This window comes from Anaerosalibacter massiliensis (assembly GCF_024623155.1).
Lineage (GTDB): Bacteria > Bacillota > Clostridia > Tissierellales > Sporanaerobacteraceae > Anaerosalibacter > Anaerosalibacter massiliensis.
Genome location: NZ_JANJZL010000004.1, coordinates 205,752 through 230,917, shown reverse-complemented (window position 1 = coordinate 230,917; position 25,166 = coordinate 205,752). Strand labels below are relative to the sequence as shown.

The 25,166-nt window shown below is 28.7% G+C and carries 28 protein-coding genes; 9 read left to right on the top strand and 19 right to left on the bottom strand.

Annotation, left to right across the window (positions count from 1 at the left end; genetic code table 11):
- Positions 1 to 7: 7 nt before the first annotated feature.
- The 6 genes from NSA23_RS08300 to NSA23_RS08275 all read right to left on the bottom strand — a co-directional run bounded on the left by NSA23_RS08300 (position 8) and on the right by NSA23_RS08275 (position 5,186).
- A complete protein-coding gene (locus NSA23_RS08300; protein WP_042682890.1) occupies positions 8 to 1,318 on the bottom strand; it encodes a radical SAM/SPASM domain-containing protein in 1,311 nt (436 codons plus the stop codon).
- Positions 1,319 to 2,231: 913 nt separating this feature from the next.
- The gene (locus NSA23_RS08295; RefSeq protein WP_187116683.1) at positions 2,232 to 2,381 is read right to left on the bottom strand and encodes a hypothetical protein; all 150 of its coding nucleotides are present in this window, start codon (positions 2,379 to 2,381) and stop codon (positions 2,232 to 2,234) included.
- Between the two features lie 529 nt (positions 2,382 to 2,910).
- A complete protein-coding gene (gene trxA, locus NSA23_RS08290; RefSeq protein WP_042682891.1) occupies positions 2,911 to 3,225 on the bottom strand; it encodes a thioredoxin in 315 nt (104 codons plus the stop codon).
- Entirely contained in the window at positions 3,226 to 3,459 is a 234-nt protein-coding gene (locus NSA23_RS08285; protein WP_050069850.1) for a hypothetical protein, read from the bottom strand.
- A gap of 3 nt (positions 3,460 to 3,462) precedes the next feature.
- Positions 3,463 to 3,888 carry a winged helix-turn-helix transcriptional regulator gene (locus NSA23_RS08280; RefSeq protein ID WP_042682892.1) on the bottom strand — a complete coding sequence of 142 codons (426 nt, stop codon included), beginning with the start codon at positions 3,886 to 3,888 and terminating at the stop codon, positions 3,463 to 3,465.
- A 47-nt stretch (positions 3,889 to 3,935) separates the two neighbouring features.
- A complete protein-coding gene (locus tag NSA23_RS08275) occupies positions 3,936 to 5,186 on the bottom strand; it encodes a cytochrome c biogenesis protein/redoxin (RefSeq protein ID WP_042682893.1) in 1,251 nt (416 codons plus the stop codon).
- Between the two features lie 203 nt (positions 5,187 to 5,389).
- Here NSA23_RS08275 and hsp18 point away from each other — a divergent pair, with 203 nt between their 5' ends.
- Positions 5,390 to 5,830 carry a heat shock protein Hsp18 gene (gene hsp18 / locus NSA23_RS08270; protein ID WP_042682894.1) on the top strand — a complete coding sequence of 147 codons (441 nt, stop codon included), beginning with the start codon at positions 5,390 to 5,392 and terminating at the stop codon, positions 5,828 to 5,830.
- Positions 5,831 to 5,858: 28 nt separating this feature from the next.
- Here the strand turns inward: hsp18 and NSA23_RS08265 are convergent, their stop codons facing one another.
- Positions 5,859 to 7,322, bottom strand: coding sequence for an NAD(P)/FAD-dependent oxidoreductase (locus NSA23_RS08265; protein WP_042682895.1), 1,464 nt, complete (start codon positions 7,320 to 7,322; stop codon positions 5,859 to 5,861).
- Between the two features lie 171 nt (positions 7,323 to 7,493).
- On the opposite strand from NSA23_RS08265, the gene NSA23_RS08260 reads away from it, so the two are divergent.
- The 5 genes from NSA23_RS08260 (at position 7,494) to NSA23_RS08240 (ending at position 12,574) form a co-directional block, all read left to right on the top strand.
- Complete coding sequence (locus tag NSA23_RS08260; RefSeq protein WP_246119222.1) at positions 7,494 to 8,201, top strand: zinc dependent phospholipase C family protein; 708 nt, start codon at positions 7,494 to 7,496, stop codon at positions 8,199 to 8,201.
- 128 nt (positions 8,202 to 8,329) lie between these two features.
- Positions 8,330 to 10,675, top strand: coding sequence for a xanthine dehydrogenase family protein molybdopterin-binding subunit (locus NSA23_RS08255; protein ID WP_042682896.1), 2,346 nt, complete (start codon positions 8,330 to 8,332; stop codon positions 10,673 to 10,675).
- Positions 10,662 to 11,498 carry an FAD binding domain-containing protein gene (locus tag NSA23_RS08250; RefSeq protein WP_042682897.1) on the top strand — a complete coding sequence of 279 codons (837 nt, stop codon included), beginning with the start codon at positions 10,662 to 10,664 and terminating at the stop codon, positions 11,496 to 11,498. Before NSA23_RS08255 ends, NSA23_RS08250 begins: the two co-directional genes overlap by 14 nt.
- A complete protein-coding gene (locus NSA23_RS08245; protein ID WP_042682898.1) occupies positions 11,499 to 11,969 on the top strand; it encodes a (2Fe-2S)-binding protein in 471 nt (156 codons plus the stop codon).
- 29 nt (positions 11,970 to 11,998) lie between these two features.
- Positions 11,999 to 12,574, top strand: a complete 576-nt coding sequence (locus NSA23_RS08240) for a nucleotidyltransferase family protein (protein WP_042682899.1) — start codon at positions 11,999 to 12,001, stop codon at positions 12,572 to 12,574.
- A gap of 58 nt (positions 12,575 to 12,632) precedes the next feature.
- Here the strand turns inward: NSA23_RS08240 and NSA23_RS16745 are convergent, their stop codons facing one another.
- From NSA23_RS16745 to NSA23_RS08225, 4 genes are all read right to left on the bottom strand, one after another.
- Entirely contained in the window at positions 12,633 to 12,752 is a 120-nt protein-coding gene (locus tag NSA23_RS16745) for a hypothetical protein (protein WP_420841079.1), read from the bottom strand.
- Between the two features lie 404 nt (positions 12,753 to 13,156).
- Positions 13,157 to 13,459 (bottom strand): XdhC family protein, encoded by a 303-nt coding sequence (locus tag NSA23_RS08235; RefSeq protein ID WP_042682900.1) that lies wholly within the window; start codon positions 13,457 to 13,459, stop codon positions 13,157 to 13,159.
- A 132-nt stretch (positions 13,460 to 13,591) separates the two neighbouring features.
- Positions 13,592 to 13,984 (bottom strand): hypothetical protein, encoded by a 393-nt coding sequence (locus tag NSA23_RS08230; protein WP_042682901.1) that lies wholly within the window; start codon positions 13,982 to 13,984, stop codon positions 13,592 to 13,594.
- A gap of 14 nt (positions 13,985 to 13,998) precedes the next feature.
- The gene (locus NSA23_RS08225; RefSeq protein WP_042682902.1) at positions 13,999 to 14,793 is read right to left on the bottom strand and encodes a J domain-containing protein; all 795 of its coding nucleotides are present in this window, start codon (positions 14,791 to 14,793) and stop codon (positions 13,999 to 14,001) included.
- 232 nt (positions 14,794 to 15,025) lie between these two features.
- Here NSA23_RS08225 and mnmA point away from each other — a divergent pair, with 232 nt between their 5' ends.
- Together mnmA and NSA23_RS08215 are read left to right on the top strand one after the other, a co-directional pair.
- Positions 15,026 to 16,138 carry a tRNA 2-thiouridine(34) synthase MnmA gene (mnmA, locus tag NSA23_RS08220; RefSeq protein ID WP_257490387.1) on the top strand — a complete coding sequence of 371 codons (1,113 nt, stop codon included), beginning with the start codon at positions 15,026 to 15,028 and terminating at the stop codon, positions 16,136 to 16,138.
- A gap of 99 nt (positions 16,139 to 16,237) precedes the next feature.
- Positions 16,238 to 16,438 carry a DUF1657 domain-containing protein gene (locus tag NSA23_RS08215; RefSeq protein ID WP_042682904.1) on the top strand — a complete coding sequence of 67 codons (201 nt, stop codon included), beginning with the start codon at positions 16,238 to 16,240 and terminating at the stop codon, positions 16,436 to 16,438.
- Positions 16,439 to 16,625: 187 nt separating this feature from the next.
- Here NSA23_RS08215 and NSA23_RS08210 read toward each other — a convergent pair whose 3' ends face one another.
- Positions 16,626 to 17,012, bottom strand: a complete 387-nt coding sequence (locus tag NSA23_RS08210) for a helix-turn-helix domain-containing protein (RefSeq protein ID WP_042682905.1) — start codon at positions 17,010 to 17,012, stop codon at positions 16,626 to 16,628.
- 650 nt (positions 17,013 to 17,662) lie between these two features.
- Here NSA23_RS08210 and abc-f point away from each other — a divergent pair.
- Positions 17,663 to 19,546, top strand: a complete 1,884-nt coding sequence (abc-f, locus tag NSA23_RS08205; RefSeq protein ID WP_042682906.1) for a ribosomal protection-like ABC-F family protein — start codon at positions 17,663 to 17,665, stop codon at positions 19,544 to 19,546.
- 98 nt (positions 19,547 to 19,644) lie between these two features.
- On the opposite strand, the gene NSA23_RS08200 is transcribed toward abc-f, so the two are convergent.
- The 7 genes from NSA23_RS08200 to NSA23_RS08170 form a co-directional block, all read right to left on the bottom strand.
- The gene (locus NSA23_RS08200; protein WP_042682907.1) at positions 19,645 to 20,289 is read right to left on the bottom strand and encodes a hypothetical protein; all 645 of its coding nucleotides are present in this window, start codon (positions 20,287 to 20,289) and stop codon (positions 19,645 to 19,647) included.
- Between the two features lie 129 nt (positions 20,290 to 20,418).
- Entirely contained in the window at positions 20,419 to 22,248 is a 1,830-nt protein-coding gene (locus tag NSA23_RS08195; RefSeq protein WP_042682908.1) for a M1 family aminopeptidase, read from the bottom strand.
- A gap of 275 nt (positions 22,249 to 22,523) precedes the next feature.
- Entirely contained in the window at positions 22,524 to 22,673 is a 150-nt protein-coding gene (locus tag NSA23_RS08190; protein ID WP_187116684.1) for a hypothetical protein, read from the bottom strand.
- Positions 22,674 to 22,965: 292 nt separating this feature from the next.
- Positions 22,966 to 23,757, bottom strand: coding sequence for a hypothetical protein (locus NSA23_RS08185; RefSeq protein WP_042682909.1), 792 nt, complete (start codon positions 23,755 to 23,757; stop codon positions 22,966 to 22,968).
- Between the two features lie 56 nt (positions 23,758 to 23,813).
- Positions 23,814 to 23,963, bottom strand: coding sequence for a hypothetical protein (locus NSA23_RS08180; protein WP_187116685.1), 150 nt, complete (start codon positions 23,961 to 23,963; stop codon positions 23,814 to 23,816).
- Positions 23,950 to 24,345: a hypothetical protein gene (locus NSA23_RS08175; RefSeq protein ID WP_257490385.1), complete on the bottom strand. Its 396-nt coding sequence runs from the start codon at positions 24,343 to 24,345 to the stop codon at positions 23,950 to 23,952. The genes NSA23_RS08180 and NSA23_RS08175 overlap by 14 nt, the downstream gene beginning before the upstream one ends.
- 13 nt (positions 24,346 to 24,358) lie before the next feature.
- Positions 24,359 to 25,033 carry a response regulator transcription factor gene (locus NSA23_RS08170; protein WP_042682911.1) on the bottom strand — a complete coding sequence of 225 codons (675 nt, stop codon included), beginning with the start codon at positions 25,031 to 25,033 and terminating at the stop codon, positions 24,359 to 24,361.
- Positions 25,034 to 25,166 lie beyond the last annotated feature (133 nt).

Genomic DNA, 25,166 nt, shown 5'->3' with positions numbered 1-25,166 from the left:
CACTAGATTAAATATATTTAGATAGATAGAATGATTCAGCTTCCCATTTTGAAGTTTCAGAACAACTGTTGGGACTTCCATTTTCTATCTTAGCTACACCAGGACATCTATGACAATTAATATTATATTTACATTCTTTACATTCAACGGGTTCAACATAAAAATCTTTATACCATTTCGATCTGTTTTTAACTAGCTTATCCCAAATATCTTTAATTTTATCTTCTTTTATATTACCAATAATATCATTAACGAATAAACAAGGCTGTACAGTTCCATCACTATTAATTTGTAATTTATTTCCTATTGTACATTCTAGGGGCTGTAGTTTATATTTATTTTCTATAATGAATTTTGTTAGCTGTGTAGAAGTGAGACGCCATTTTTTAGGACTTAATTTACCATTTATCTGAGGTATAATCCTTGTACTAATACCTAACGGTACATTTAACTCTTTGCCTAATTTTTTTACTAATTCTAAATCCTTAACACTATCTTTAGTGACTGTCCAAGAAATTTCTATTGGTATACCAGCTTTTTTACACTTCAATATATTTGCCTTTAATTTTTCAAAAGAACCATTAACCCCAACAAAAAAATCATGTGTGTCTGAATTTCCTCCATGTAAACTAAACGTCATTTTTCTTAAATTGAATCTTTTCAATCTATTTATAATCTTATCATCTAATAAAGTTCCATTAGTTACTATAGATACTGCAAATTTTTTCTTGTAAGCATAATTTAAAATATCTAAAAAATAAGGATGAATGAATGGCTCCCCACCTGTAATCCTTAGATAAAATACTCCCATTTCATCAAGTTGATCAAGCATATCTATAATTTCATTAAATGTAAGTTCCTCACTACTGTTATTTTTATATTGATCGGCTGCATAACAATGTTTACACTTTAAATTACATTTATAAGTTACATGAAAATCTACATTTATAGGTATGTTTTGTTTATGCCCCTTCTTGAATATATCTGTTTCTGTTTTTACACCACACGCTAAATTTTCTTTCGTTCCACATGAAACTATCTCTTTAGTTTTATTGTTATACTCTAGAATTCTTAATTTTATAAGTTTATTTATTAATGCGTAAACATCCCTTTCTATTGTTTTTTTTGATACTTTATACCTGTTTTGTAATATATTAACTATATCTTGTAATTCTTTCTGTTTATAAATCAAGTCAAATATTTCAGAAGATAAGTTTTCTAATCTATAATCTTTATCATAATTTGTATTTATATAATAATCATTTTTTATTTTTTTAAAAGTAACTTTATCACTTATTCTTAAAATATCTTTATCCAATATCAACACACCCCTTAAATATCAATATATGCAATAATATTAAGAAAATTAAAAATCGTATGAATATTATTTCTAAAAATCCATTCCATTTATATTACACATTTCAGCCAGTATTGACCTATGTCAATTATTATACTAACACTAGTATCTATTATATTTCTTTAGATCCATGTTTTTTCAACCTAATTTAAATCAAGATATATAATAACGTGTATTTATTATATATCTATTATACAACTATATATAGAAATATTTCAATATGAATTTTCCTATTTTTTCCTACATTTGTTTCCATGTTTTTTTATAAAAAACATTATTTATATAATAACTAACTTTCACTCCCAAATTATCACAATTTTTTTACACACATATAGAGGGAAAAACAAATAATTATTTTAAGATTTAACAAATTAAAATATGCTTCAGATAGATATTGAGATATAAGATATAAGAGATGAGAGATTTACAATAGAAAATGGTTGAAATAATCCACTATTTATAAAAACATAAATTGAGAATAAAACTGGAATCTAGTTTTTAGGATTTCTTGAGGAAGGGGAATTGTAATCATTTTTATGACCTAACAAACTTTCTAATTACCAATTATTTAAATGAGTTGTAAAAATACAAACTTAGTAATAAGAAAATATTTATTGGAAATTTGATGCGAGATCTCTGTTAACCCTTAATCTCAATTTATTTTAAAATAGAGAGCTAACTTATGCTCTCTTCAAGTTGTTTAGAAATAAAGAAAATGACAACAAAAATGCAAAATAATTTAAAATATCTCCAATATCATATTATGTAAACCTATTTAAAGAATCGGGTAGGAGGTAAATAATTATTTTATTTACCGACCTCCCACACCACCGTACGTACGGTTCTCGTATACGGCGGTTTCATAGTTTACACTCTAATTGATGGTGTTGATGTCATCCTTTTCAATTATCCTTGAAACACTCTGCCCATTTCCGTGTTCTTTGTGTTCCACACTATCTCCACGGCTGATGATGGTGTCATTATTCTGTTTTCTGCATTCGATCGTGTTCTCAGTAATTCTCATTGACTTCATCTCCTATGATTTAGTCCTTCCCATGAAACCTAGGTTTTCATGGTACTATGACTTCTGCTGACTTCTCATGACAAATCTTGTTTCAACCAAGGTTCATACTCTGTTTCCCCTTGTCCATGAGACCTCCCTGGGTAAGAGCAACAACCTTCCTCCCATGTAGCTGCCATATTTACTGTTTAGAGTTTGGGTAGTATTGGACTTTGTTTTGTATAGCAAACTCATCCGCTCTAAATCAGCCTGATATGGTTTCTGTTCGTCAGTTCGGGATTTTGCCTCTGGCTTCCTTCAGATTCCACCTCACGGTGAACACCCTTGCCTTTGGCTAACGGTTCCTACTACCAAGACCGTAGTGGACTTTCACCACCAAGTTATTACCCATGCCAGGCACACTATAAAAACCTTACAATCATTGAGACTGTAAGGTTTAAACTTGGTACACTTTCAAAAGTTTGAACCATAGACCCACTAATTAAGAGCGTAAAAATCTTAACCAGTGTCTTATATATTGTTTTCCCTTTAGCTAAATATAATTAACTAATATTTTCTCAATATCAGATTTAGACTTAAATCCAACAGAAGTTTCTACAGATTTGCCATCTTTAAATATCATTATAGTTGGTATACTTAATATTCTAAATTCTTGAGATGTTTCTAGATTTTCATCTACATTTACCTTAACAAATTTTATCTTCCCAGAATATTGTTTACTTAGTTCTTCCATTACAGGACCAACTGCTTTACAAGGTCCACACCATGGTGCCCAAAAATCTACTACTACTGGCATATCACTTTCTATAACTTCCTTCTCAAATAAACTATCATTTATTTCTTTCATCTAATTCATCTCCTTATTTCTTTTTTTCTCTTTAAAATCATATATAGTGTATAGTATTAATGATATGATAAACATAGATATTGCTAAGTACATTATTGTACGATTTTCATTTACAGGACATACCCCTGGAGGCAATCCTTTTCTATTTATATAAATCTGGTATAAACCATAAGCTGCTACTAAAACTCCTGTGTAAAAAATACAATTTCCTATTTTTTCTAGACTTTTCTTCATATATTATTCACTTTCCTTTGCTACCAAGTCGTCAACATATTCGCCACAGTTTTCACAGTAATATTTAATTTGTACTGAATTTCCACATTTCTCATGACAAACTGTTTTATTGCAATTTTTTAAGTACTTATGTGCCCAAAGTATCATTGAATTGAATACATGGTTAAAATCTTTCCCTTTCTCTGTTATTATATATTTATACCTAGGTGGATGTTCATTATATAGTTCTGAATATATAAGCCCATTTTCCTCAAGTAATTTTATCCTATTAGAAAGCACATTTGTAGGAATTGCTTCTAAAGCCTCTTCTAACTCTTTAAAAGTATTTTTATTTTTATATATTCTATGAAGAACTAATATAGTCCATCTATCTCCTAGTATATTAAGAGTTTGAGCTAAATTACATTCTAAATCATAAGTAACCTTCAAAATACCATCTCCTTTAATACTTATATGGATAATACAAATAATAGTTTTTATTTAGCATTATTTATAAGGGCTTCCATATCTTCCTTATCCATGGCTCCAGGAACAAAATCCTTTATATTTCCATTCTTATCTATTATGAAAGTACTCGGGAAAGCTTGTATGTTGTATTCTACCATTATTTCACCAGTATCATCAAATACTACTGGATATGTGTATCCTTCACTTTTTAAAAAATTAGTTATTTCTTTTTCAGAACCTTCTCTTCCTAAATTTGGACCTGCTACACCTAATATTATAACATCTTCAGCATTTTCATTGTTTTCTTTATAAATTGCTTCAATATCAGGCATTTCTATTCTACAAGGTGGACACCATGTAGCCCAGAAATTTAAAAATATAACCTTACCTTTATAATCACTTAAAGTATGGGTTTCACCATATTGATCGACGAGAGTAAAATCAGGTGCTAACATTTCATCTTCTTTATCTAGATTTTCTTCATTTTTTGAATCTTCATCCACTTCTCCTGTAGAAATATTTTGATTATCGTTATTATCATTAACTTTTTCACTGTACTCTTTTGGATTTTCTTCAGATTTCTTAAAATATCCTGCTATTTTATCTGTTCCTCCCAAAGTCATAATCAAGCCAGTTATTAAAAGAATAGTTCCTCCAATTTTTTGTATTGTTTTCATATGAAGTTTTACTTTATCAACATATTTAAATAATTTATCATAAAATATCGCAATGATAATAAATGGTAATGTAAATCCAATAGTATATATTAGAATTAATAAATTGCCCATAAGAGCACTATCAGAATTTGATGCCATTATAAGGGCCGATGCAAGCATAGGGCCAATACATGGACTCCATCCAAAGCTAAAGGTAAATCCAAGTAAATAAGCAGTCCAAGGCTTCATCTCATTTACTTCAAGATTAAACTTTTTCTCTTTTTGAAGAAATGGCAAGTTCAAATACCCCATATAGAAAAGTCCCATAATGATTATCAGAATCCCACCTATGGTACTTAAAATTTCCTTGTTAGTTGTAAAAAATTGATTAAGTATATTTATTGAAGAACCCAATATAAAAAAGGTTGTAGATATTCCTAATATAAATAAAATAGTATTTTTTATTAATGGACTATTTTTCAAACTAACTTCTCCATCTTTTAAATTTTTTACACTACTACCTGACAATATAGCTAAATATATAGGTAGAATTGAGAGTACGCAAGGTGAAAATAAGGAAAGTATTCCTTCTAGAAATACTACAAGCAAATTCATATGTTCCATATTTAGACTTCCTCCCTTCTGTTTTGAAAGTAACTTTATTTTCAAAAGTTACTTTTCATTATAAATACATTATATAATTAAGTCAACGGTTTTATTAAATAAAAATATTATCTACCATTATAATCCTAGTATATTTTCCAAAAATCCTGCTTAAACTTATTTATGTAAGTATATTTATATTAATTTTTAGGAGGGAATTTATAATGTTTGATGTTACACCTTTTAGAAAAAATAATTTAGGTAAGGGAGAAAATTTTGTTCCATCTTATTTCAGAGATTTTTTTGATGATGATTTTTTCTCTTTAAGAAACTATCTACAAGGAAACTTAAAAGTTGATTTGAAAGAAACAAGCGAAAATTATTTAATAGATGCAGATTTACCTGGAATTAAAAAAGAAGATATAAATATAGATTTTCATAACAACTATTTAGTTATTAGTGCCAAGAGAAATGAATCTACTGAAGATAAAAAGGAAAACTATATTAGACGTGAAAGGCATTATGGAGAATTCAAAAGAAGTTTTTATATAGATAATGTAGATGAAAGCAAAATATCTGCCTCATTTAATGATGGTGTCCTAAAAATTATTCTTCCAAAGATAAATAATGGTGATGATAAAAAAAGAAAAATCAATATAGACTAATATTGTAAAATATTAGTCTATTAAAATTTTATTCTTCTTCAAGACTATTTAAATAGTCTAACAGCTCAGATTTTTCAACTCTATTTACTCCACTATGTTCTATATCATAAGAAGGATCTATCTCTTCTCCGTATTCTCTTTCCATAACTTCTATAACCCTTAATTTACAAAAACTTCCCTGACACCATCCCATAGTAGCCCTAGTCCTTCTTTTTACTCCGTCAACAGTCTTAACTTTTATCCCTCTATGCAATGCATCTATTATTTCTTCTTCTAATACTTGCTCACATCTACACACAATTCTACCTTTAGAGCCTAGCGGAAGCTCTATTTTGTCTTTTATTTCATTAAATGGCTTTAGTGGCTTTTTAGTTATAATTGGTTTTCTATATGGGTCAAAGCTTGGCTCTTCATTTAATTCCAATCCTGCATCTTTAAGTATTTCTATAACCATATCTGCAATAGCTGGAGATGATGTTAAACCAGGAGATTGTATACCTGCTACATTAATGAAGCCTTTAACTTTTGTTTCTTCAATAATGAAATCATCTGTTGAACTTCTAGCTCTGATTCCAGTGAAACTTCTTATAAATTGTTTAGGATTTATCTTGCTATATATTAATTTAGCTTGATGATATATTTTTGCTATTCTTTCAACATGGGTTGAGGTATCTTCTCTCTCAGTATCATTACTTGCATCTGGTCCTATAAGAAGATTTCCATAATAAGTAGATGTAACTAATACTCCTTTTCCAAGTTTAGTTGGAAGTTGAAATATAACAGTATTGATTGGCTCTCCTGTACCTCTAGTAAACAAAAGATATTCCCCACTCCTAGGAAGAATTTCAAAATCATCTATTCCTACCATCTTAGAAATTTTGTCCGCATATAGACCAGCGGCATTTATTACATATTTACTATAATATTCTCCCTTATTTGTTGCCACTTTAAATCTATCATCTATTTTTTCTATATCTATAACTTCATTTTCAAGTTCTAGCCTAACTCCATTTTTTATTGCATTTTCAGCCATTGCAATAGCCATTTCATAAGGTGAACAAACACCTGCTCCTTTACAATACAATGCCCATTTAGCATCATGAGTTATTTCAGGTTCAAGCTTTCTTATTTCTTCAGAATCAATAATGCTTAAATCTGGAAGCCCATTTTTTATGCCATTTTCCATGAGCTTTTCTAAGGGCTCTTTATCATCTTCAGTACTAATTACTAGTGAACCTGTTTCTTCAAAACCAAAATTTAACTCCTCATTCAATCTCTTAAATTGTTTTCTACCTTGATAACATAATCTACCTTTTAAAGTTGAATGACTTTCAGCATAGCCTCCATGGACTATTGCACTATTAGCCTTTGTAGCCCCCATAGATATATCAATACTCTTTTCAATTATTAACACTTTAGTATTATATCTAGATAATTCCCTTCCTATATTAGTTCCTATTATACCTGCTCCAATTATAATTACATCATACATTTTTTTCACTCCCTTAAACATTGCTTTATATACTATATGTACCCAGAAACTAAGCTAAGAATTAAAAATATTAATAGATACCATATAATGCTTCAATTTCTCATCATTATTTAAAATTTGTTTATTTTTATTTAATTTACAAATAATAATACTATTCAATTCTTAAAGAAGGTGATTAAAGTAGGTACTATTGAAATATTCTATGACCATATTTTAAGATTAATTTTTGGTATTGCAAATCCTATTAAAAAATCAATAATTAAAACTCAATGTAAAGTCCACAAATCCATAAATATTGATGCTCTGAAAATTCTTGAGAATGATGGATATTTGAAAGAATACAAATTTTTTAATAATTATATTCTATATATAAACAAAGGTACTGTATGGGCAGATCAAGATTTTAAAAGTTCAAATCATTTCTATAATCCTTATAAAAAAAGAGGACTATATGGAAGAAGGAGTGCAATGGATCTAGGAATTAAATACTATGCCCAGAGCCTTTATTTATGGGAAAATGGAAAATTAGATAAATCATTTTTCTATCTGGGGGCCGCACTTCATATTATTCAAGATATGACAATTCCTCAGCATGCCAACATTCGCCTATTGAATAATCATCATCAATATGAATCCTATATTAAAACTTCTTATGCATATTTAGATGAGTTCAATATAGATAAAGGAACTTATTTAATAGATTCTATTAGAAATTATATAAGATTCAATGCTAGAGTAGCTATTAAAGTTCACAATAAATTTAAAACAATTTCAAATGACGAGACTCGATTTTATCATATGGCTAAATGTACTTTACCTTTAGCAAAAAGAACTACGGCAGGTGCAATGGTTATGTTCTACAAGGATATATTTTCTTAAGTAATAGTTAATATGTTCTAGCAAATAGACAATCAAAACATATGAATATTTATAATATACATGGAAAAACTATTTTAGTGAAAACAATATATTTAAGTTAATATTTATATACGAAAAGAGGCTATTTTATGGATCATATTTCAAGGATTGGAATAAATACTATAAGAAAAGAATCATGGAATAAAGTTACAGGTGCTACAAAGTACAATGGAGATACGACTACATCTGATACTTTATATGCTAAAATACTTACAAGTACTCATGCCCATGCCTTAATAAAATCAATTGATACTTCAGATGCAGAAAAATCTAATGGGGTTCAAGCCGTAATTACTGGTGATTATTTTCCTGTATTAAGTGGATCTATGATTGAAGATAGACCTCCTATTGCAAGAAATAAGGTAAGGTATTTTGGTGAGCCCATAGCTATAGTAGTAGCAAATAGTGAAGAAGAAGCAATGAGGGCTATAAAACTTATAAAAGTTGTTTATGAACCCTTGCCTGTAGTTAATTCAATAACTGACTCTATAAAATCAGATGCTCTATTAATACATGAAAACTTAGACCAATACCATTGTCCAGTGAAAGATGTTCACCCAGTTCCTGGTTCAAATATTGTAGACCATATTAAAATTAGGAAAGGAGATATTAATAAGGGTTGGGAGGAAAGTGATACTATTATTGAAGCTAATTTTACACTTCCTCAATCTGATCATATAGCTATGGAAACTCGGAATTCTAAAGCTAAAATTCTACCTGATGGAAATGTAATAATATATACATCTTCCCAAGCCCCGTTTTCAATACAAAAGGAATTGAGTAAACTTTATAATATACCAGAGGGTAAAGTCATTGTCCGTACTCCTTTAGTTGGAGGGGCTTTTGGTGGAAAAGTAACTGTCCAACCTGAATTTATAGCATATCTTGCCTCAAAGTCAGTTGATGGAAGAATGGTAGAATTTATTAATTCTCGTGAAGAAGATATGGCTACTTCTCCATGTAAAATAGGACTTGAAGCTCGGCTTAAGATAGGTGCAACTAATGATGGTATTATTAAAGCTTTAGAATGTACTTATTATATAGATTGTGGTGCTTATGCTGATACTGGTCCACGTATGGCTAAAGCAATTAGTACAGACTGTACTGGACCATACAATATTGAAAATGTATTCTGTGATACATTCACTGTATATACTAATCATACATATGTTACATCCTATCGTGGATTTTGGCATACAGGATTCACCTTCTGTATTGAAAGAATGATGGATAAACTAGCTTCAGAATTGAAAATGGACCCTTTAAAATTAAGGGCTAAAAACGCTATATCCCCAGGAGATCTTTCTCCTACACAAGCTAAAACAACATTAAGCAATACAGGAAATTTAATAGATTGTATTTTAAAATTAGAGGAAATTATGGATTGGCAGAATAACAGAAAGGTAGTACTGGATAACGGTATAATAAAGGCAAAAGGTATGAGTTGTTTTTGGAAAACTTCTTCTTCTCCTACTGATGCTTCATCTGGTGCTATACTAACTTTAAATACTGATGGAAGTATTAATCTAAACTGTTCTGCTGTTGAAATTGGTCCAGGAATGAAAACTACATTAGCTCAAATACTAGCAGAAAAAATGAAAATGGATACAGATAAAGTTCATGTAATTATGAATGTAGATACCCAAACTTCTCCTAAACATTGGAAAACTGTTGCAAGTATGACTACTTTCATGGTTGGAAACGCTGTACTTACAGCTGCTGAAGATTTAATTCAAAGATTATGCTCCATTGGCGCAATAGTGCTTAAATGCACCCCTGATGATTTAGATGTAAAAGATCAGAAAGTATATTTAAAGGATGATCCTGAAATATTCGTACCCTTTAAAGATATAGTCCATGGATATCAGTATTCTGGAGGTTCATCTATAGGGGGACAAATAATTGGATATGGCAGTTATATTATGAAACATTTGACTAACTTAGATGAAAAAACTGGAAGGGGAAAACCAGGAGCATCCTGGACTGTAGGAGCTCAAGCTGTAGAAATAGAATATGATCCCATAAAATATAGTTATAGATTATTAAAAGCTGCAACTGTAATTGATGTTGGTAAAGTAATAAATCCCAAAACTGCTACAGGTATTATAATGGGCGGTATGAGCATGGGACTAGGTTTAGCTACAAGAGAAGAATTTATATATAATGACGTTGGTGTACTTGAAAATACTTCATTACGTACCTATAAATTAATGCATTTTGGGGAACAACCTGAATATATAGTAGAATTTGTAGAAACACCACAAATAGATGCCCCTTTTGGTGCTCGTGGTATGGGAGAACATGGTATTCTTGGAATACCAGCTGCAGTAGCTAATGCTATATCTTTGGCTGCTGATGAAAATTTCAATACACTGCCTATATCTCCAGAACTCATATGGAGAACTAAAACAGGAGGTAAATATGATACCTTTTGATTTTGAATACTATAAGCCTGAATCTATAAAAGAAGCTATTGATTTATTTGATAAATTAAAATCTATAGAAAAAAAACCAATATACTATGGTGGTGGAACTGAATTTATTAGTATGGCTAGAGTTCAAAATGTATATGCAGATGCAGTTATAGATATCAAAAGTATTCCAGAATGCAATATACATGGGTTTAATAATAATGAATTAATAATTGGCTCTGCTGTGACTCTTACTGATATTGCTGAACTTAACTATTTCCCCTTGCTTAGCTTAACTGTTCAAAGAATAGCTGACCATACTGTACAGGATAAAATTACATTGGGAGGAAATTTGGCTGGAACTATTATATATCGTGAAGCTGTACTACCGCTTATGGTGGCAAACAGTCATATAGTTATAGCAGGTATAAATGGCAAAAAACAAATTCCCTTAGAAAAAATATTTAATAAAAGAATTCAAATTAGTGAAGATGAAATAATTATCCAAGTAATTATAGATAAAAAGTTTCTTTCTCTTCCCCATATACATGTAAAAAGAACAAAAAATGAAAAAATAGATTATCCTTTAATTACAACAGTAGCCCTGAAGGACATGGAAAAAACTAATTTTGCTTTTAGTGGATTATGTGACTATCCCTTTAGATCTATTAAAATGGAAGAGATTTTAAATGATAGCTCTATTTCTAAAGATAAAAAGATTAAAAAGGCTATTAATAATATACCTGAAAAGATACTAAATGATATAAGTGGTTCTTCTGAATATAGAAAATTTATGCTCCATACAATCTTGTATGAAATCTTAACAAAATTCGAGGAGGTAAACTAGTTGTTAAAAATTTCAGGCAGTACTACCTTAACCCTAAATATAAATGGAGAAGACAGAAAAGTCATTGCTAAACCTTCTGACACATTATTACATACTTTACGTAAGGAACTTGGACTTACTAGCGTAAAACCAGGTTGTGAAAATGGAGATTGTGGTGCCTGTACTGTACTAGTAAATAATTGGCCTATAAAATCTTGTCTAATGCTAACTGTAGAAGCCATGGGAAAAGAAATACTTACTGTAGAAGGATTAAAAAATGCTCCTATTCAAAAAGCTTTTGTTGAAAAATGGGGATTTCAATGTGGGTACTGTACTTCTGGCTTTTTAATGGTCTGCCACTCACTTTCAAAAATTCATCCTGATGCTAATGATTATGTAATACAACAATGGCTCGAATCTAATCTATGTAGATGTACAGGATATCAGGAAATTGAAGAAGCTATAAAATCTGTTCTAACTAACAAATATTGAAGTACTTAGGAGGAATTCTATAAATTAAAATGAAAGTAGAAGGAATTATTTTAGCTGCTGGATTATCATCAAGAGCTGGTACAAATAAATTAGTATTAGAAATAAATAATAAAACTGTTATTGAAAGATGCATATATGGAATGTATGATATATGTTCTAAAATTACAGTAGTAGTTGGTCATAAAATAGGAGATATAAAAAATATATTGAATAAATATCCTAAGATAGAAATAGTATATAATTCTGATTATTTAAATGGAATGTTTAGTTCAGTAAAAAAAGGATTAACCAATGTAAAAGAAGATAATTTTTTTCTAATTCCTGGAGATTATCCAGTTGTTAATAAAAAGACATATGATGAAATGCTAAAATTAGATAAGAATATAGTTATTCCAATATATAATGGAATAAGGGGGCATCCATTATTAATGAAGAGCATCCTAATAAATGAGATATTGGAAGATGCTTCTTGTAAATCTCTAAGAGATTTCATTAATAAAAAAGGCTTTACATCAGTAAATGTTAAAGACCCTGGAATATTAATGGATATAGATACTATGGAAGACTATAATAAAATTTTAACATATGTAGGATCCAAATACTGAATATATAAAATTAAGTAACAAGAGCAAACGCATATTGCTCTTTTATTTAACTTTATATCTAATCAAATCTGGATATACCTTTAAATAAATGCGGAACGCCTTTTCCATATTTTATAGCCTGAATTTTTGCCATAATATATACTGCAATTTCTTCTGGTGTTTCTCTCCCTATATCTATGTCTATAGGAGTATGAACTCTTTCTAGTTCTTCTCTTAAATATCCTTTTTTTCAAAAGACTTTTAAAACAACTCCTTACTCTATTAGAACTTCCTAACATCCCTATATATTTAGCATCTGTTCTTAAAACAACTTCTAAAACATCTTGATCATACATGTGACCAAGGTAGCTATAATGATTAATGTGTTATTCTCAATATTTATTCTCTTTATATTTTCCGCTATATTGCCAAAAACTAATTTTTCGATACTTGGAGAATTTTGGGACTCAGTCTATTTTTTTATCATCCACAATAATTACATAGTAACCTAAATTTTTTGCCAATTTGATATTTTTTTAGAAACATGCCTCGCTCTTGCTATGATTATCCTTTCTCTGGAATTATAAACTTTTACAAATATACTTACTCTTCCCCACATTTCATATGTAAATTTTTATCATTCCCTGAAGAATTATTAAGAGCATAGTTTATCAATTTGTTTTCCTTATTTGCTATACAATTTACAGCATCCTGTTTTGCTTTTTCTTCTAAAATACCTCCACCAATAGTTCCTTCAATAAGATTACTTCTCTCACCTACTAACATAGTACTCCCAATCCCTCTTGGAGTAGAGCCATCGGTACTTACAATATTCACAGTTGCCACTGGTTTATTTTTTTTCATATATTCATTTAGCTTAGATACAATCTTTCTATCTTCAATCACTTGAATTCACCTTCTTTTTAGCCATTATATCCATTTAAACATATTAAATTACTTAATACTTTTTAGTATTAAGTAATTTAATAGGGAATTTATTCTCTATAGGTTAAATAGAAAGCTTTTAAAAATCTAATATTAAGACTTTTTAATCATTGCAAATTTACATTTAGGACAAGTAATAGAAATTTTACCTTTTCCTCTTGGTACACGAAAAACTTGCTTACAATTAGGACATTTATAATATCTATAATCTTTTAAACTCTTCATCCTTTGAATTCTATTATTTATTTTCTTCTTTAAAGGATTCCATACATTTAAAAACCTCATATTTTCTTGATATCTTTTTGATATATTCTTAGAAAACATTCTATAGACAACTATTATTGGTATTATTATAAAAAATATATCTAGTATCCGATTATTTAAAAATCGTAACGAAATAGAAAGAATCATATTAATTACCAATAATACTATTGATAATTGATCTACTCCATATCTACCTATCATAAATTTTCTCAGCCAATTCATATATAAACCATCTCCTAGATTATTCCTTTATATCTTTCTATATTGCTATCATTTAAAAACTCATATGCATTATTTATCTTTTGAAACATTTCTGTTGCACCTTCCGATTTATTTAAATCTGGATGATATTCTTTTGCTTTTTTCCTATATGCTAATTTAATTTGATATTTATCTGCATCATATGGAACATCAAGTAAATCACAGCTTTCTTCGTATTTATTTTTAAACTCAATAGCTGGATTTACATAGGAATGTTGATTTCCATAGTTAGTATTTTGATTCTGCCATTGATAATCAGAATATCTACTATTTTGTCTTTGATATTCAGCCCATTGTCTAAATCTTTCTTCCCATTCTCTCTGTTGTTCATTCCAACGTCTTTGTTCTTCTCTTCTTTTTCTTTCTTCTTCCATTTTTTTATATTTATCCTTATACTCCTGAAAGGATTCAAATTGATAACTTATTCCGTCAATGAGATATCTTGCACGATCAAATAAAAATTCTGTTATAATATACTTTACATATTTTAAATAAGATACAAACTTTGTTCCCAATAATGGGAATATAACAAAGAATAATATAATCAAAAGTATTAGTGGATTCATCAATATAACAAGTCCAAGAGGACCAGAAAGCATTAAAAGTAACAAACAACCTCCCATGCCTATAAAAGCAATAAATCCTTTTGCAACATTGCCTATAATATTCACTATAGTTTCTACTATCTTTATAAAAACATCTAATATTCCTGATATCAATTTAGAAATAGCATATAAAACTTTACCTGCTATTTTTTTCAATATATTCATATATTATTAAACTCCTTTATTTTTAATAATAAATATATATAAACTTTTATAATTGTCTATATGTCTATAAATTATATCATATGCTTAATCAAATTTTCTATTTTTTAAATAATAATAGTGTAAAATTGTACTAAGAATGAGTATATAGATAAAATATTATGATAGAATATTTAATATATGATAAAATATTTAATATGCATATAATACGATTTTTATGAAAAGAGGAGAATTTATGAAGAAAAGAGTAATATTAGGAATGAGTGGAGGAGTTGATTCATCTGTTTCTGCATTGCTTCTTAAAGAAGCAGGTTATGAAGTAATTGGACTTTTCATGAAAAATTGGGATGAAAAAGATGAATATGGTGTGTGTACAGCAACGGAAGACTCTAATGATGCAAGAAGAGTGGCTACTCAATTAGAAATTCCATACTATACTATAAATTTTGAAAAAGAATACTGGGATAGAGTATTTACCTATTTTTTAAATGAATATAACAAAGGAAGAACTCCCAATCCAGATGTAATGTGTAATCAAGAAATAAAATTTAATGCCTTTCTAGATTATGCTTTAAAGCTGGATGCTGATTATATAGCTATGGGTCATTATGCACAAGTAGAAAAAAAAGATGGAAAATATTACCTTCTAAGAGGTAAGGATAAAAATAAAGATCAAAGCTATTTTTTAGCAAGGATAGGACAAAAAGCCCTTTCTAGAACTATATTCCCAGTAGGACATTTAGAGAAAAAACAAGTTAGAGAACTAGCAGAAAAACATAATTTATACACTGCTAAAAAGAAAGATTCAACTGGTATATGTTTTATAGGCGAAAGAAACTTTGATGAGTTTTTAGATAAATATCTTCTATCAAAAGAAGGTGATATAATTGATATAGATGGAAATAAAATAGGAAAACACAGTGGACTCATTCACTATACATTAGGACAAAGAAAGGGCATTGGAATAGGAGGAGTGGGAACAGGTGAACCTTGGTTTGTAGCTGGAAAAAATCTAAAAAAGAATATACTTTATGTAGCACAAGGGAAAAACAATAAAGCACTTTATTCCACTTCATTAATTGGAGAATCACCAGTATGGATAATGGAAAAAGCTCCCAATATGCCCTTAAAATGTACGGCAAAATTTAGATACAGACAGCCTGATATCCCTGTAACAGTAGATATGTTAGAAGATGGAAAGCTTCATATAAAATATGATGAGCCTGTAAAGGCAGTAACTCCAGGACAAGTAGCTGTATTGTACCAAGGAGAAGTATGTCTTGGAGGCTCTGTAATAAATTCTATTGAACCATTAGATAAAAAATACTCATACTTAAATCAAAATTAGAAAAATTTCTTCAATAAAGCTTAGTATTTTATCCATTATTTATTATGAATTTTACTATTCACTATTGGTTAATATAAGCTAGGAAGGTGAGGTGAAAAAATGACTGTACAAAGTGATTTGCAAAAAGCAATAGCTTCTTGTGAAGCTGCAAAAGGTAGCTATTCTTTAATGGCTCAGTCAACAGAAGATCAGGGAATACAGCAAAAGTTTGAACAAATGGCTTCAGATATAGACGGCCATATCCAATTTTTAAATAATAGGTTAGATTTCCTTAATGAAAATAATCCTTTAAATACATGATAATATATATAATTAATATTAAATAAAAAGCAAAATGCTCTTTTCAGATATAAATAAAATAAACTTAAAATCAGAAGAGAGCATTTTGTTTAAATATAAAATTATTAATAATTCTAATTTTCAAACCTAAGTTGCCACTCCAAAAGGCAATAGCCTTAGCCTACTTAACACCACTTATTTATGATATCTATTTATTTCTATCAATTCGCACTGCTACATAATAAAAAATTGGAACTGTTAAATACACAATCCAACCTGGATGCCATAATTTATATGAAAGCCCTAGTATAAGGTATATAATTGTGGCTAAAACTGGATAGGGAAATTTCACCAACCTTTTCTTATTGTTCTCTTCTGAATTATTTTCAAATCTATCTATATTAAGTAATTCATCCAAACCTATTCCATATATATTAGAAAGTAAAATAAGATTATCAGTGTCTGGACTTGCTTCTCCTCTCTCCCATTTAGACACAGCCTGTCTACTAATGCCAAGCTGTGCTGCTAATTCTTCTTGAGAACAACCTTTTTCTTTTCTTAAATCTGTAAGCCTTTGAGCAATTTCTAAATTCATACTGGATCTCCTTTCAATTTTATTTGTACAATTATATTATATATCTATACTATAGTTGCTACTACCAATTGTAGTTTACAATGTCGCAACTATTAGTTGCAAAGCTAAAAAAATAAAGTCGATAATAGCTCTTCCACTATTTTGATCCTATGTCCGTTCTATATATCATGTATTAAGATAAATTGGAGATAATTCTTTTTTGTCTCATTTTTTTGTATATTTAAAAATATAAATTAGTAAAAAATTCATATTGGAAATTTGAAACTAAATTTCCGGAAAAATTAGAAAATCCTTGACTGAATAAATTTATTTGAATATAATTGAACTAAATACTTAATTATGGAGAGATTTATAATATGAGTACAATACTAAAATGGATTAAATTTGAATCAATGATAAACGCAGTATTAGCTATTTACGGGAGAGGTGCGTCCAAAAATAGATTCAAGTTGCAATACCATATTAGTATTGAGGGATACTCAGATTTATATTGTTAGGATATTTGTCATTATGTGACAGATATATATTTCAATCTGTATAATAACCCAAAGCTAATTATGGCTTTGGGTTTTTTGTATGCTTTTATGGTAATGGGTGGGCATGGGACGTTTGCAACACAATTAATTATACAATAAGAGAGGAAGAAAATTATGATTGAGTGTAGTGCAAACAATATAACTAAATATTATGGTGCTAATAAAATATTTGAAAATATATCAATTGAATTAAAAACTAATGAAAGAGTAGGACTTATTGGTCAAAATGGATGTGGGAAAACCACGCTAATGAAGATTTTAGTAGGTATAGAAGATTATCAAAAAGGCAGCATTAGTTTTAGAAAAGAAGTAAAAGTTGGATATTTAGAGCAAATTTTTGACTGTGAGCCAAATACTACTGTTATAGAAATACTTCAAGGGGCATTTCAAAATATTTGGGATATAAAAAGAAAGATGAAACACCTTGAAAATCAATTAAAAAAATTAGAAGGAAAAGCCTTAAGTGCGGTAATGGAGAATTATGGATTACTCATGGATAAATACGAATTACAAGGAGGATATGAAATTGAAACTAATATCAATAAAATATGCCAAGGTTTAAATATAACAGATAATTATAAAGAAATACCCTTTGAACAGTTAAGTGGTGGTGAAAAAACTAGAGTTATGTTGGGAAAACTCTTATTAGAAGAGCCAGATATTCTTTTGTTAGATGAGCCAACTAATCATTTAGACATTAATTCCATAGAGTGGCTAGAAAACTTTTTGCAAAACTATAAAGGAACTGTCTTAATAATATCACATGATAGACGTTTTCTAGATCAAGTAGTAGGAAAAATTATTGAATTAACTCCTACAGGTACATCTGTATATGATGGAAACTATAGTTATTATACAATAGAAAAAGAAAGAAGATTTTTGTTAGAATATAGAGCTTATGAAAATAACCAAAAGAAAATTCAGCAAATGGAAAGGCAAATTCAACGTTATCGTATATGGGGAGCTATGAGAGATAGTGAAAAAATGTATAAGCGTGCCAAAGAGCTTGAAAAACGTTTAGAAAAAACGGAAGTATTAGAGCGACCTATTTTGGAAAATCGAAAAATTAGATTATCTCATAAAGATACTCAGCGTTCAGGTAAAATTGTCCTTAAAGTAAAAGAATTAAGTAAATCTTTTAGAGAAAAAAAGCTATTTGCAGATTTATCTTTCACAGTTTTTTATCAAGATCATATTTGTATAATAGGAGAAAATGGTAGTGGAAAAACAACTTTGCTAAAAATAATTCTAGGAGAACTTCAGTCTGATAAAGGTACTATTTCCTTAGGTGCAAATGTTAAGGTAGGATATTTGCCACAAAATATTTCCTTTGAAAATGAAGAAATGACTTTATTAGAATACTTTACAGATTTGCATATGATTAATGAAAGGGAAGCAAGATCTGAGCTAGCAAAAATGCTATTTATTAAAGATGATGTGTATAAAAAAATCCGTAACTTATCAGGAGGAGAAAAAAGTCGCCTGAAATTATGTTCCCTGATTTATCAAAATATTAACTTCATGATTTTAGATGAACCAACTAATCATTTGGATATTGATTCAAGGGAAATTTTAGAAGAAACATTATTTCATTTTAAAGGTACCATTTTATTTGTTTCTCATGACCGATATTTTATACAGAAAATCGCTAATAAAATTATGGTGATAAAAAGTTATAATGGGAAACTATATCCTATGTCTTATGAAGACTATCTAGAAGAACTACAGAAAGAAACAGCAGAAATTCCTAATACACAAAAAATTAACCCCCCTAGAAAAACTCAGAAAAAATCTACGGGAAAACCTATTAATCAATATAAATTAGCAAAAATAGAAAAAAAACTGGAACTATTAGAAGAAAAATTAAACATTATACAAAAACAAATGATTTTATATAATGCAGATGCAGAAAAATTATATGAACTTTATAAGGAAAAGGATCAGTTTGAAAGTGAATATGAAAAAGCATTTATTCTATGGGAAGAGTTACAAAAATAATAAAATGCACCCCCAAAAGTTAATTTTATTGTCTAACTTTTGGGGTGCACTTTATAATTAACCTTAATAATTTAATTTTTCATTATAAACGTATAAATCTATTTAAGCTCATCTACAATCTTTTTTATTGTATCTTCAATAAACTTATCCATTTCTTCCTCAGTTAAATAAATAAAATTCTCTTTTGTTTGATTATTTTCCCCTAGATAAAATTCAGTTATATACTTTACTTGCTTTTTAAATGCATCTTTGGGGAAATAATCAAGGTAATCAGGAACTTCCTTTATTTTTATAAATAAAGTATAAAATATACAATCCTTATGTTTGTCCAAATATAGATAATCAAGTCCATACCAATCTTTTTTTATAGTCCATATAAAATTAGGATCTTTACTTAATCTATCTATGTATAGCGGTTCTGTCTTTTTTCGTCTAAATAGCTTTTGCCATTCAATATCTGTCAATAAATGAACATAATACCCTATAAGGAAGGAATACCTATCTACATCTTCTCTTACTTTTTCATTATTTAAATATTTATTATAAAAACCCTTAGCATCTATGTTTTTTTCATCATCCATCCAATGTGTAATGTTTTTTGGTGGATTGAAATTACTCCAATCTTCATTTGGTATCCCTGAATCAGGTCCAATATTACCTACTACAAAGGGAATAGATTGAAAATCATATCCCATATTTAGTATGTTTTCTGCTATCCTAAGATGAGCCATCCAAGTTGCCATATTATCGCCCCCATTTATAATTTTCAAAATATTATAACATATTTTTATATAAAATACATTTCCATATAAATAATAACTCTAAAAAACTTAAGTACTACAAAATATTATATGGTTATTTTTTATAACCCATTATTCTATTAACTTAATATTTTCTGCACAATCTTCTATTTTACTATATATAATCAACAGGTTTCGCAAGTTTTTAATGGGATAAGAACTATTTAAAACTGTATCTATTATTTTCTTGCTTTTCTTTATATTATTTTGTTTATATTCATAGATAGCTTTTTGATACATACCTTCCCAATAATACTTTTTATCCCTTTTAATATCTAGTTGCTCAATACACCAATTGGCTTTTTCATAATCATTATTATTCAAATAGCATATAAATAAATAATAATAATACTTGTTCCAAAATTCTTCTAATGGTCCATTATGAAGCAACCATTCTAATAATTTTTTATGATTCTTATCTTTTCTATACTTTGCTACTTTATAATCAAAATAATCAAACTGTTTTTCCTTATCTATTCTTTTGTCTATAAGAATTTCATAGTTATTCTCTTTAATTATTGGTATTTCCTTTTGATAAATCCATTTATCGCTATAATTAACTAAATTTAAACCACTATACTCTTGTAATTTTATTAAAAAATCTTCCCATTCATAAATACCTGGTTCTTTTAGAAAATCTTGACAACATTTGATGAATGTATTTTCACCTGCTTTATTAAATAATTGATAAAGAACTAAAGGAGCTTTATTATAAATAATCACATTACCAAAAGGTGGAACACGATTTGCATTAGATATTGACTTTTCAAAACCTACAATTTCTAAAACTTCTTCTACTGCATCTTCAATAACTAAATCAAAAATATTCCTTCCTAATACATGCTTAACTGTTAGCCACTCGAATAATACAGTCATGCCTTCGCTTAGTAAATATTTACCTTTTCCACTTCCTGATATCCTACTACCCCACCAGTGATGAATAAATTCATGCCATACTAATCTATATTTATGCTTACTATCAATAGTATTTGAATCTAAAAAATAATTCTCATTCATTATAATACTATATTTTAGCCCGTAACCTCCAGCAATAATAGGGAGACAATAGATATTTATTATTTCTTGATGAAAACTTTTCAGTGTATCAATAATATATTTTATTCCTTTAAACAATACTTCCTGAGACTTGCGGTAATACTGCTGTCTTGAACTTGTATAATAAAAATTTACCTTTACATTATCTATAGAATAACTTGTTCTATGAAGCCTTCCTCCACAAATGAAAATATTATTTAGTTCATTATTATAATTTTTAATTATGTAATTTGAATCAGACTTTTTAATAATATCTCCTTCTCTCGCTGCAATACCATCTTGTGACATAGATAGATTTATTTCATAAGGACATTTTTCTGGTGTAGGAAATATCCCTTCAAAAACTTCTTTAATATTAATGCAATTTCCTAATATTGGATACCAAAAATTATATAGATGAAATTCATCATCTGTAATATAATTTTCTAATATAGTTGACATATCATCCCTGTGATTTGAAACATTTATATTATAGCTAACTATAACTTCTAAATATCTAGATTCCTTACTTATATCTAAATTATCAATAACAAGATAATTAATTTTATAATTGAACATAGGCAATATTAAAGTATATAATTTAAAATAATTATGTAGCCTTCCATTAATTTTAACACTATCAATTTCAACATCTTCTCTGAAGCCAAGCCAAAACGTGATTCTTTTCTTAGCTTTTACACTTTCTATTGTATATACTGCCTTATTGCACAATGTATTCTTCTCAAAATTTATATATAAATCAAATTTTCTATTAAGTAATTTAAAATATTTATTTGTGCCTTTGCCTTCAATTATTCGATAACCAATATATTTTATTATGTAATAAACACCATCCCACCACTCCATTATAATCACCCCAATTAGCAGTTATGGACAATTTTATTATATTTTTTAGTAATATAATCCAAGTTACCTATTCCAAACTCAGCCCAGTAAACCCCACCTCTATATATTTTTGTTAGTGAATTCTTTTACCTATATCAGTATTTTTCTTATTCCTTAATTAATTGTATTTTCCTTGAAAGCCAGATTGCAGCATTTTTTATATTATCTTCCTTACTTTAAGCAACTTCATCCCCATTGTCTTTAGTTTTCTTAAACCATATTATATCACGCAAATATTAAAAAGTTGTGATTTTTCCCAATTCTATAATAAAAGTTCGCCAAGCAAGTCTTATATGCATCCTAAAAGCTAAAATATTGTCTTTCTTTTCTAAAAAAGAGCAGGCAATTAAGTAGCCTACTCTTTCTTCTTTATTGGTAAGTGTCAATTAGGCCACACCTTTAAAAAGATGTAGCCAATATGCTGTCCTGTTCTTTTTTAGAGATTTTACATTCTTCTGGAATTGAATCAAATCAAGGTAGTAGTTGATCACCATGATATCCTTATTTTATTATATAGTTTCCAATTCACTTTAACGTAAAGTAGAATAAAGGCTTCTTTTAAATCCAACATAAGTTATCACGAAGTATAAGAAATATACTCCACCAAATAAAAGTACTGACCTACCTATATAATTAAATGTATTAGAATCAATTCCAGTATAAAAAATGAAAATCTTACTAATATATAGCCCCATTATTCCACTTAGCAGTACGCCCAACACAAATGGAATCAAATAAATAAACACCTATTTGTTTAAAGACTATCTTGTGAATTTCATGCTGATTCAATCCAAGCCTTGACAAGATATCATATCTGAACTTATACTTTGAAGAATCACTAAGCTGCTGAACAGCTAATACTGTAAGAGCTATGCAAAGAAAAGTCACTGCTATATAGAACAATACATAAGACATAGTGAATAAAATAAATTTAACTGTCCCAAGCATATTATCTCGAACAATAATCCTTGAATTCATACTTATAATTTGATCAGTTCCATAATACCAGTTCTGTAACTCATCATTTTTAGCTTTCTCTAATTTTTCTAGCTTCTCTTGTAAGCTCTGTGGTGTTTTCTCGTTAAACTTAGCTACTACAATGGAATAATACGGTGTCATTACTGATGCTATATTATCTGGAACAATGATAATATAGTCACTTCCATTATGACCACTTTGAGAAAATGGAATTGTCTCTACTCCAACAAACTTCATTTTATTTCCATTAATCTCAACTTCATTGCTACTTGCAAAGCTTTTCAAATAACCTTCTAGTTTTTCTTTACACTGAATCATGTATTCATCATTTCTAAGAGCTATTTCTCCTTCGTTAAGCATTTTTCGCAGCTTATTGTAATCACTTAACTTCATATAGGTATCATAATCAAAATAGCACTGATAATCTTTATCACTATTTTCAGTTTTTCCATACTTAGGGTGTTTCTTAAAGAATGGATAGTTTCTATACATATACTGAGATACTTCATCAGAATTATTCTCATAAATCTTATATTTATAAATTTCTTTTAAACTTCATCTGATCGAGCAAAATATAAAACTTCTTCAACGTCATTTTCAATACTTTTTAGTTGCTTTTTTACCTTTCGTTTAAGCTCACTTTGCATACTATCATTAATAAGTTCTAGAGAAGTTAAAGGAACCTTAACTTCGTGCACCCAGTTTACCATATAATCCGCCAGCTCTTTTTTTTTCATCCTCTTTCTGTCTAAGCTCTTCAAGGAAAAATTTATTAAGTCTTCTTATAATAAAATAATAGAAACGATCATCATATCTTGGCGACTTCTCCATTACATCCGCAAGAAGTATAGGCTCTTCTAATTCCTGTAATTGTTCCTCTATTCGCCGAAAAAAACGGCTTCTTCTGTGATAATTAATCAGTAAGTAAACAAAAATCACAAATACCCAAATTACATCTATTAATAATATACCACCAGTCCGAATTCCCAAAAGCTTAAGATAAAAAGATAATAAAAGTAATCCAATTAAATTAATGCAAATGAATATTAGCTTATCCTCAACATAGTCAAACCATTTCATTTTAAGCTCCTCCTTATCCACAGCGATACCCTAGACTTCTCTTTGTTTGAATAATTTCAGGAGCATGAATTTCTTTGAGTTTTTTCCTGATTCTAGAAACATGAACACTTAAAGTATTGTCATCTATAAAAACAGAATTATTCCATAAAAAGTCCATTAAATCTTCACGAGACACATATTCTCCCTGCTTTAGAAATAGGTAATGAAGAATCTTAAGCTCATTATGCGTAAGATCAATACTATTGTTTTTGTATCCCATTGTAGCGGATAATATGTTTAACTTCACTCCATCACGGTATAATATACTCGAATCTTCTTTCGCCGCGGAAGTCCTTTTTAAAACTGCTTTTATTCTTGCTAAAAGTATTGGTGCTTCGTAAGGCTTTGCAATAAAATCATCGCCTCCCATAGTCATACACATAAGCTCATTCATTGAACTATTTTGTCCTGTTATAAAAATAATAGGAACTTCGGATTCCTTTCTTATCTCCTTACAAATTTGAAGACCATCTATACCTGGAAGTGCAAGATCAAGTAAAATGAGATCTGGGTTTTCTCCCTTAATCTGTTGGGGAACAGAATCAAATTCTCTTACAATGAAAACATCATAAAGTTCATTTCTTAAAATTATTTCTAGCTCCTCACAGATAGATATATCATCTTCAACAATTGCTATTTTCACCTTCATTCCTCCAATTGTCTAATACTCAACTATTTAATACTTAAATCACCTTTAAAAAGATTATAACACAAGATTATTGCACTTTTATACAATCTATATTTTCATGCCAAGTATTACAAAATAAATACCATATATTACA

What these genes read in the sequence shown, in the direction of transcription:
- NSA23_RS08295 (WP_187116683.1), bottom strand. Translation starts at nt 2,381, where the DNA reads ATGAGAATTACTGAGAACACGATCGAATGCAGAAAACAGAATAATGAC.
- trxA (WP_042682891.1), bottom strand. Translation starts at nt 3,225, where the DNA reads ATGAAAGAAATAAATGATAGTTTATTTGAGAAGGAAGTTATAGAAAGT.
- NSA23_RS08285 (WP_050069850.1), bottom strand. Translation starts at nt 3,459, where the DNA reads ATGAAGAAAAGTCTAGAAAAAATAGGAAATTGTATTTTTTACACAGGA.
- NSA23_RS08275 (WP_042682893.1), bottom strand. Translation starts at nt 5,186, where the DNA reads ATGGAACATATGAATTTGCTTGTAGTATTTCTAGAAGGAATACTTTCC.
- hsp18 (WP_042682894.1), top strand. Translation starts at nt 5,390, where the DNA reads ATGTTTGATGTTACACCTTTTAGAAAAAATAATTTAGGTAAGGGAGAA.
- NSA23_RS08265 (WP_042682895.1), bottom strand. Translation starts at nt 7,322, where the DNA reads ATGTATGATGTAATTATAATTGGAGCAGGTATAATAGGAACTAATATA.
- NSA23_RS08255 (WP_042682896.1), top strand. Translation starts at nt 8,330, where the DNA reads ATGGATCATATTTCAAGGATTGGAATAAATACTATAAGAAAAGAATCA.
- NSA23_RS08250 (WP_042682897.1), top strand. Translation starts at nt 10,662, where the DNA reads ATGATACCTTTTGATTTTGAATACTATAAGCCTGAATCTATAAAAGAA.
- NSA23_RS08240 (WP_042682899.1), top strand. Translation starts at nt 11,999, where the DNA reads ATGAAAGTAGAAGGAATTATTTTAGCTGCTGGATTATCATCAAGAGCT.
- NSA23_RS08230 (WP_042682901.1), bottom strand. Translation starts at nt 13,984, where the DNA reads ATGAATTGGCTGAGAAAATTTATGATAGGTAGATATGGAGTAGATCAA.
- NSA23_RS08225 (WP_042682902.1), bottom strand. Translation starts at nt 14,793, where the DNA reads ATGAATATATTGAAAAAAATAGCAGGTAAAGTTTTATATGCTATTTCT.
- mnmA (WP_257490387.1), top strand. Translation starts at nt 15,026, where the DNA reads ATGAAGAAAAGAGTAATATTAGGAATGAGTGGAGGAGTTGATTCATCT.
- NSA23_RS08215 (WP_042682904.1), top strand. Translation starts at nt 16,238, where the DNA reads ATGACTGTACAAAGTGATTTGCAAAAAGCAATAGCTTCTTGTGAAGCT.
- NSA23_RS08210 (WP_042682905.1), bottom strand. Translation starts at nt 17,012, where the DNA reads ATGAATTTAGAAATTGCTCAAAGGCTTACAGATTTAAGAAAAGAAAAA.
- abc-f (WP_042682906.1), top strand. Translation starts at nt 17,663, where the DNA reads ATGATTGAGTGTAGTGCAAACAATATAACTAAATATTATGGTGCTAAT.
- NSA23_RS08200 (WP_042682907.1), bottom strand. Translation starts at nt 20,289, where the DNA reads ATGGCAACTTGGATGGCTCATCTTAGGATAGCAGAAAACATACTAAAT.
- NSA23_RS08195 (WP_042682908.1), bottom strand. Translation starts at nt 22,248, where the DNA reads ATGGAGTGGTGGGATGGTGTTTATTACATAATAAAATATATTGGTTAT.
- NSA23_RS08185 (WP_042682909.1), bottom strand. Translation starts at nt 23,757, where the DNA reads ATGTATAGAAACTATCCATTCTTTAAGAAACACCCTAAGTATGGAAAA.
- NSA23_RS08175 (WP_257490385.1), bottom strand. Translation starts at nt 24,345, where the DNA reads ATGAAATGGTTTGACTATGTTGAGGATAAGCTAATATTCATTTGCATT.
- NSA23_RS08170 (WP_042682911.1), bottom strand. Translation starts at nt 25,033, where the DNA reads ATGAAGGTGAAAATAGCAATTGTTGAAGATGATATATCTATCTGTGAG.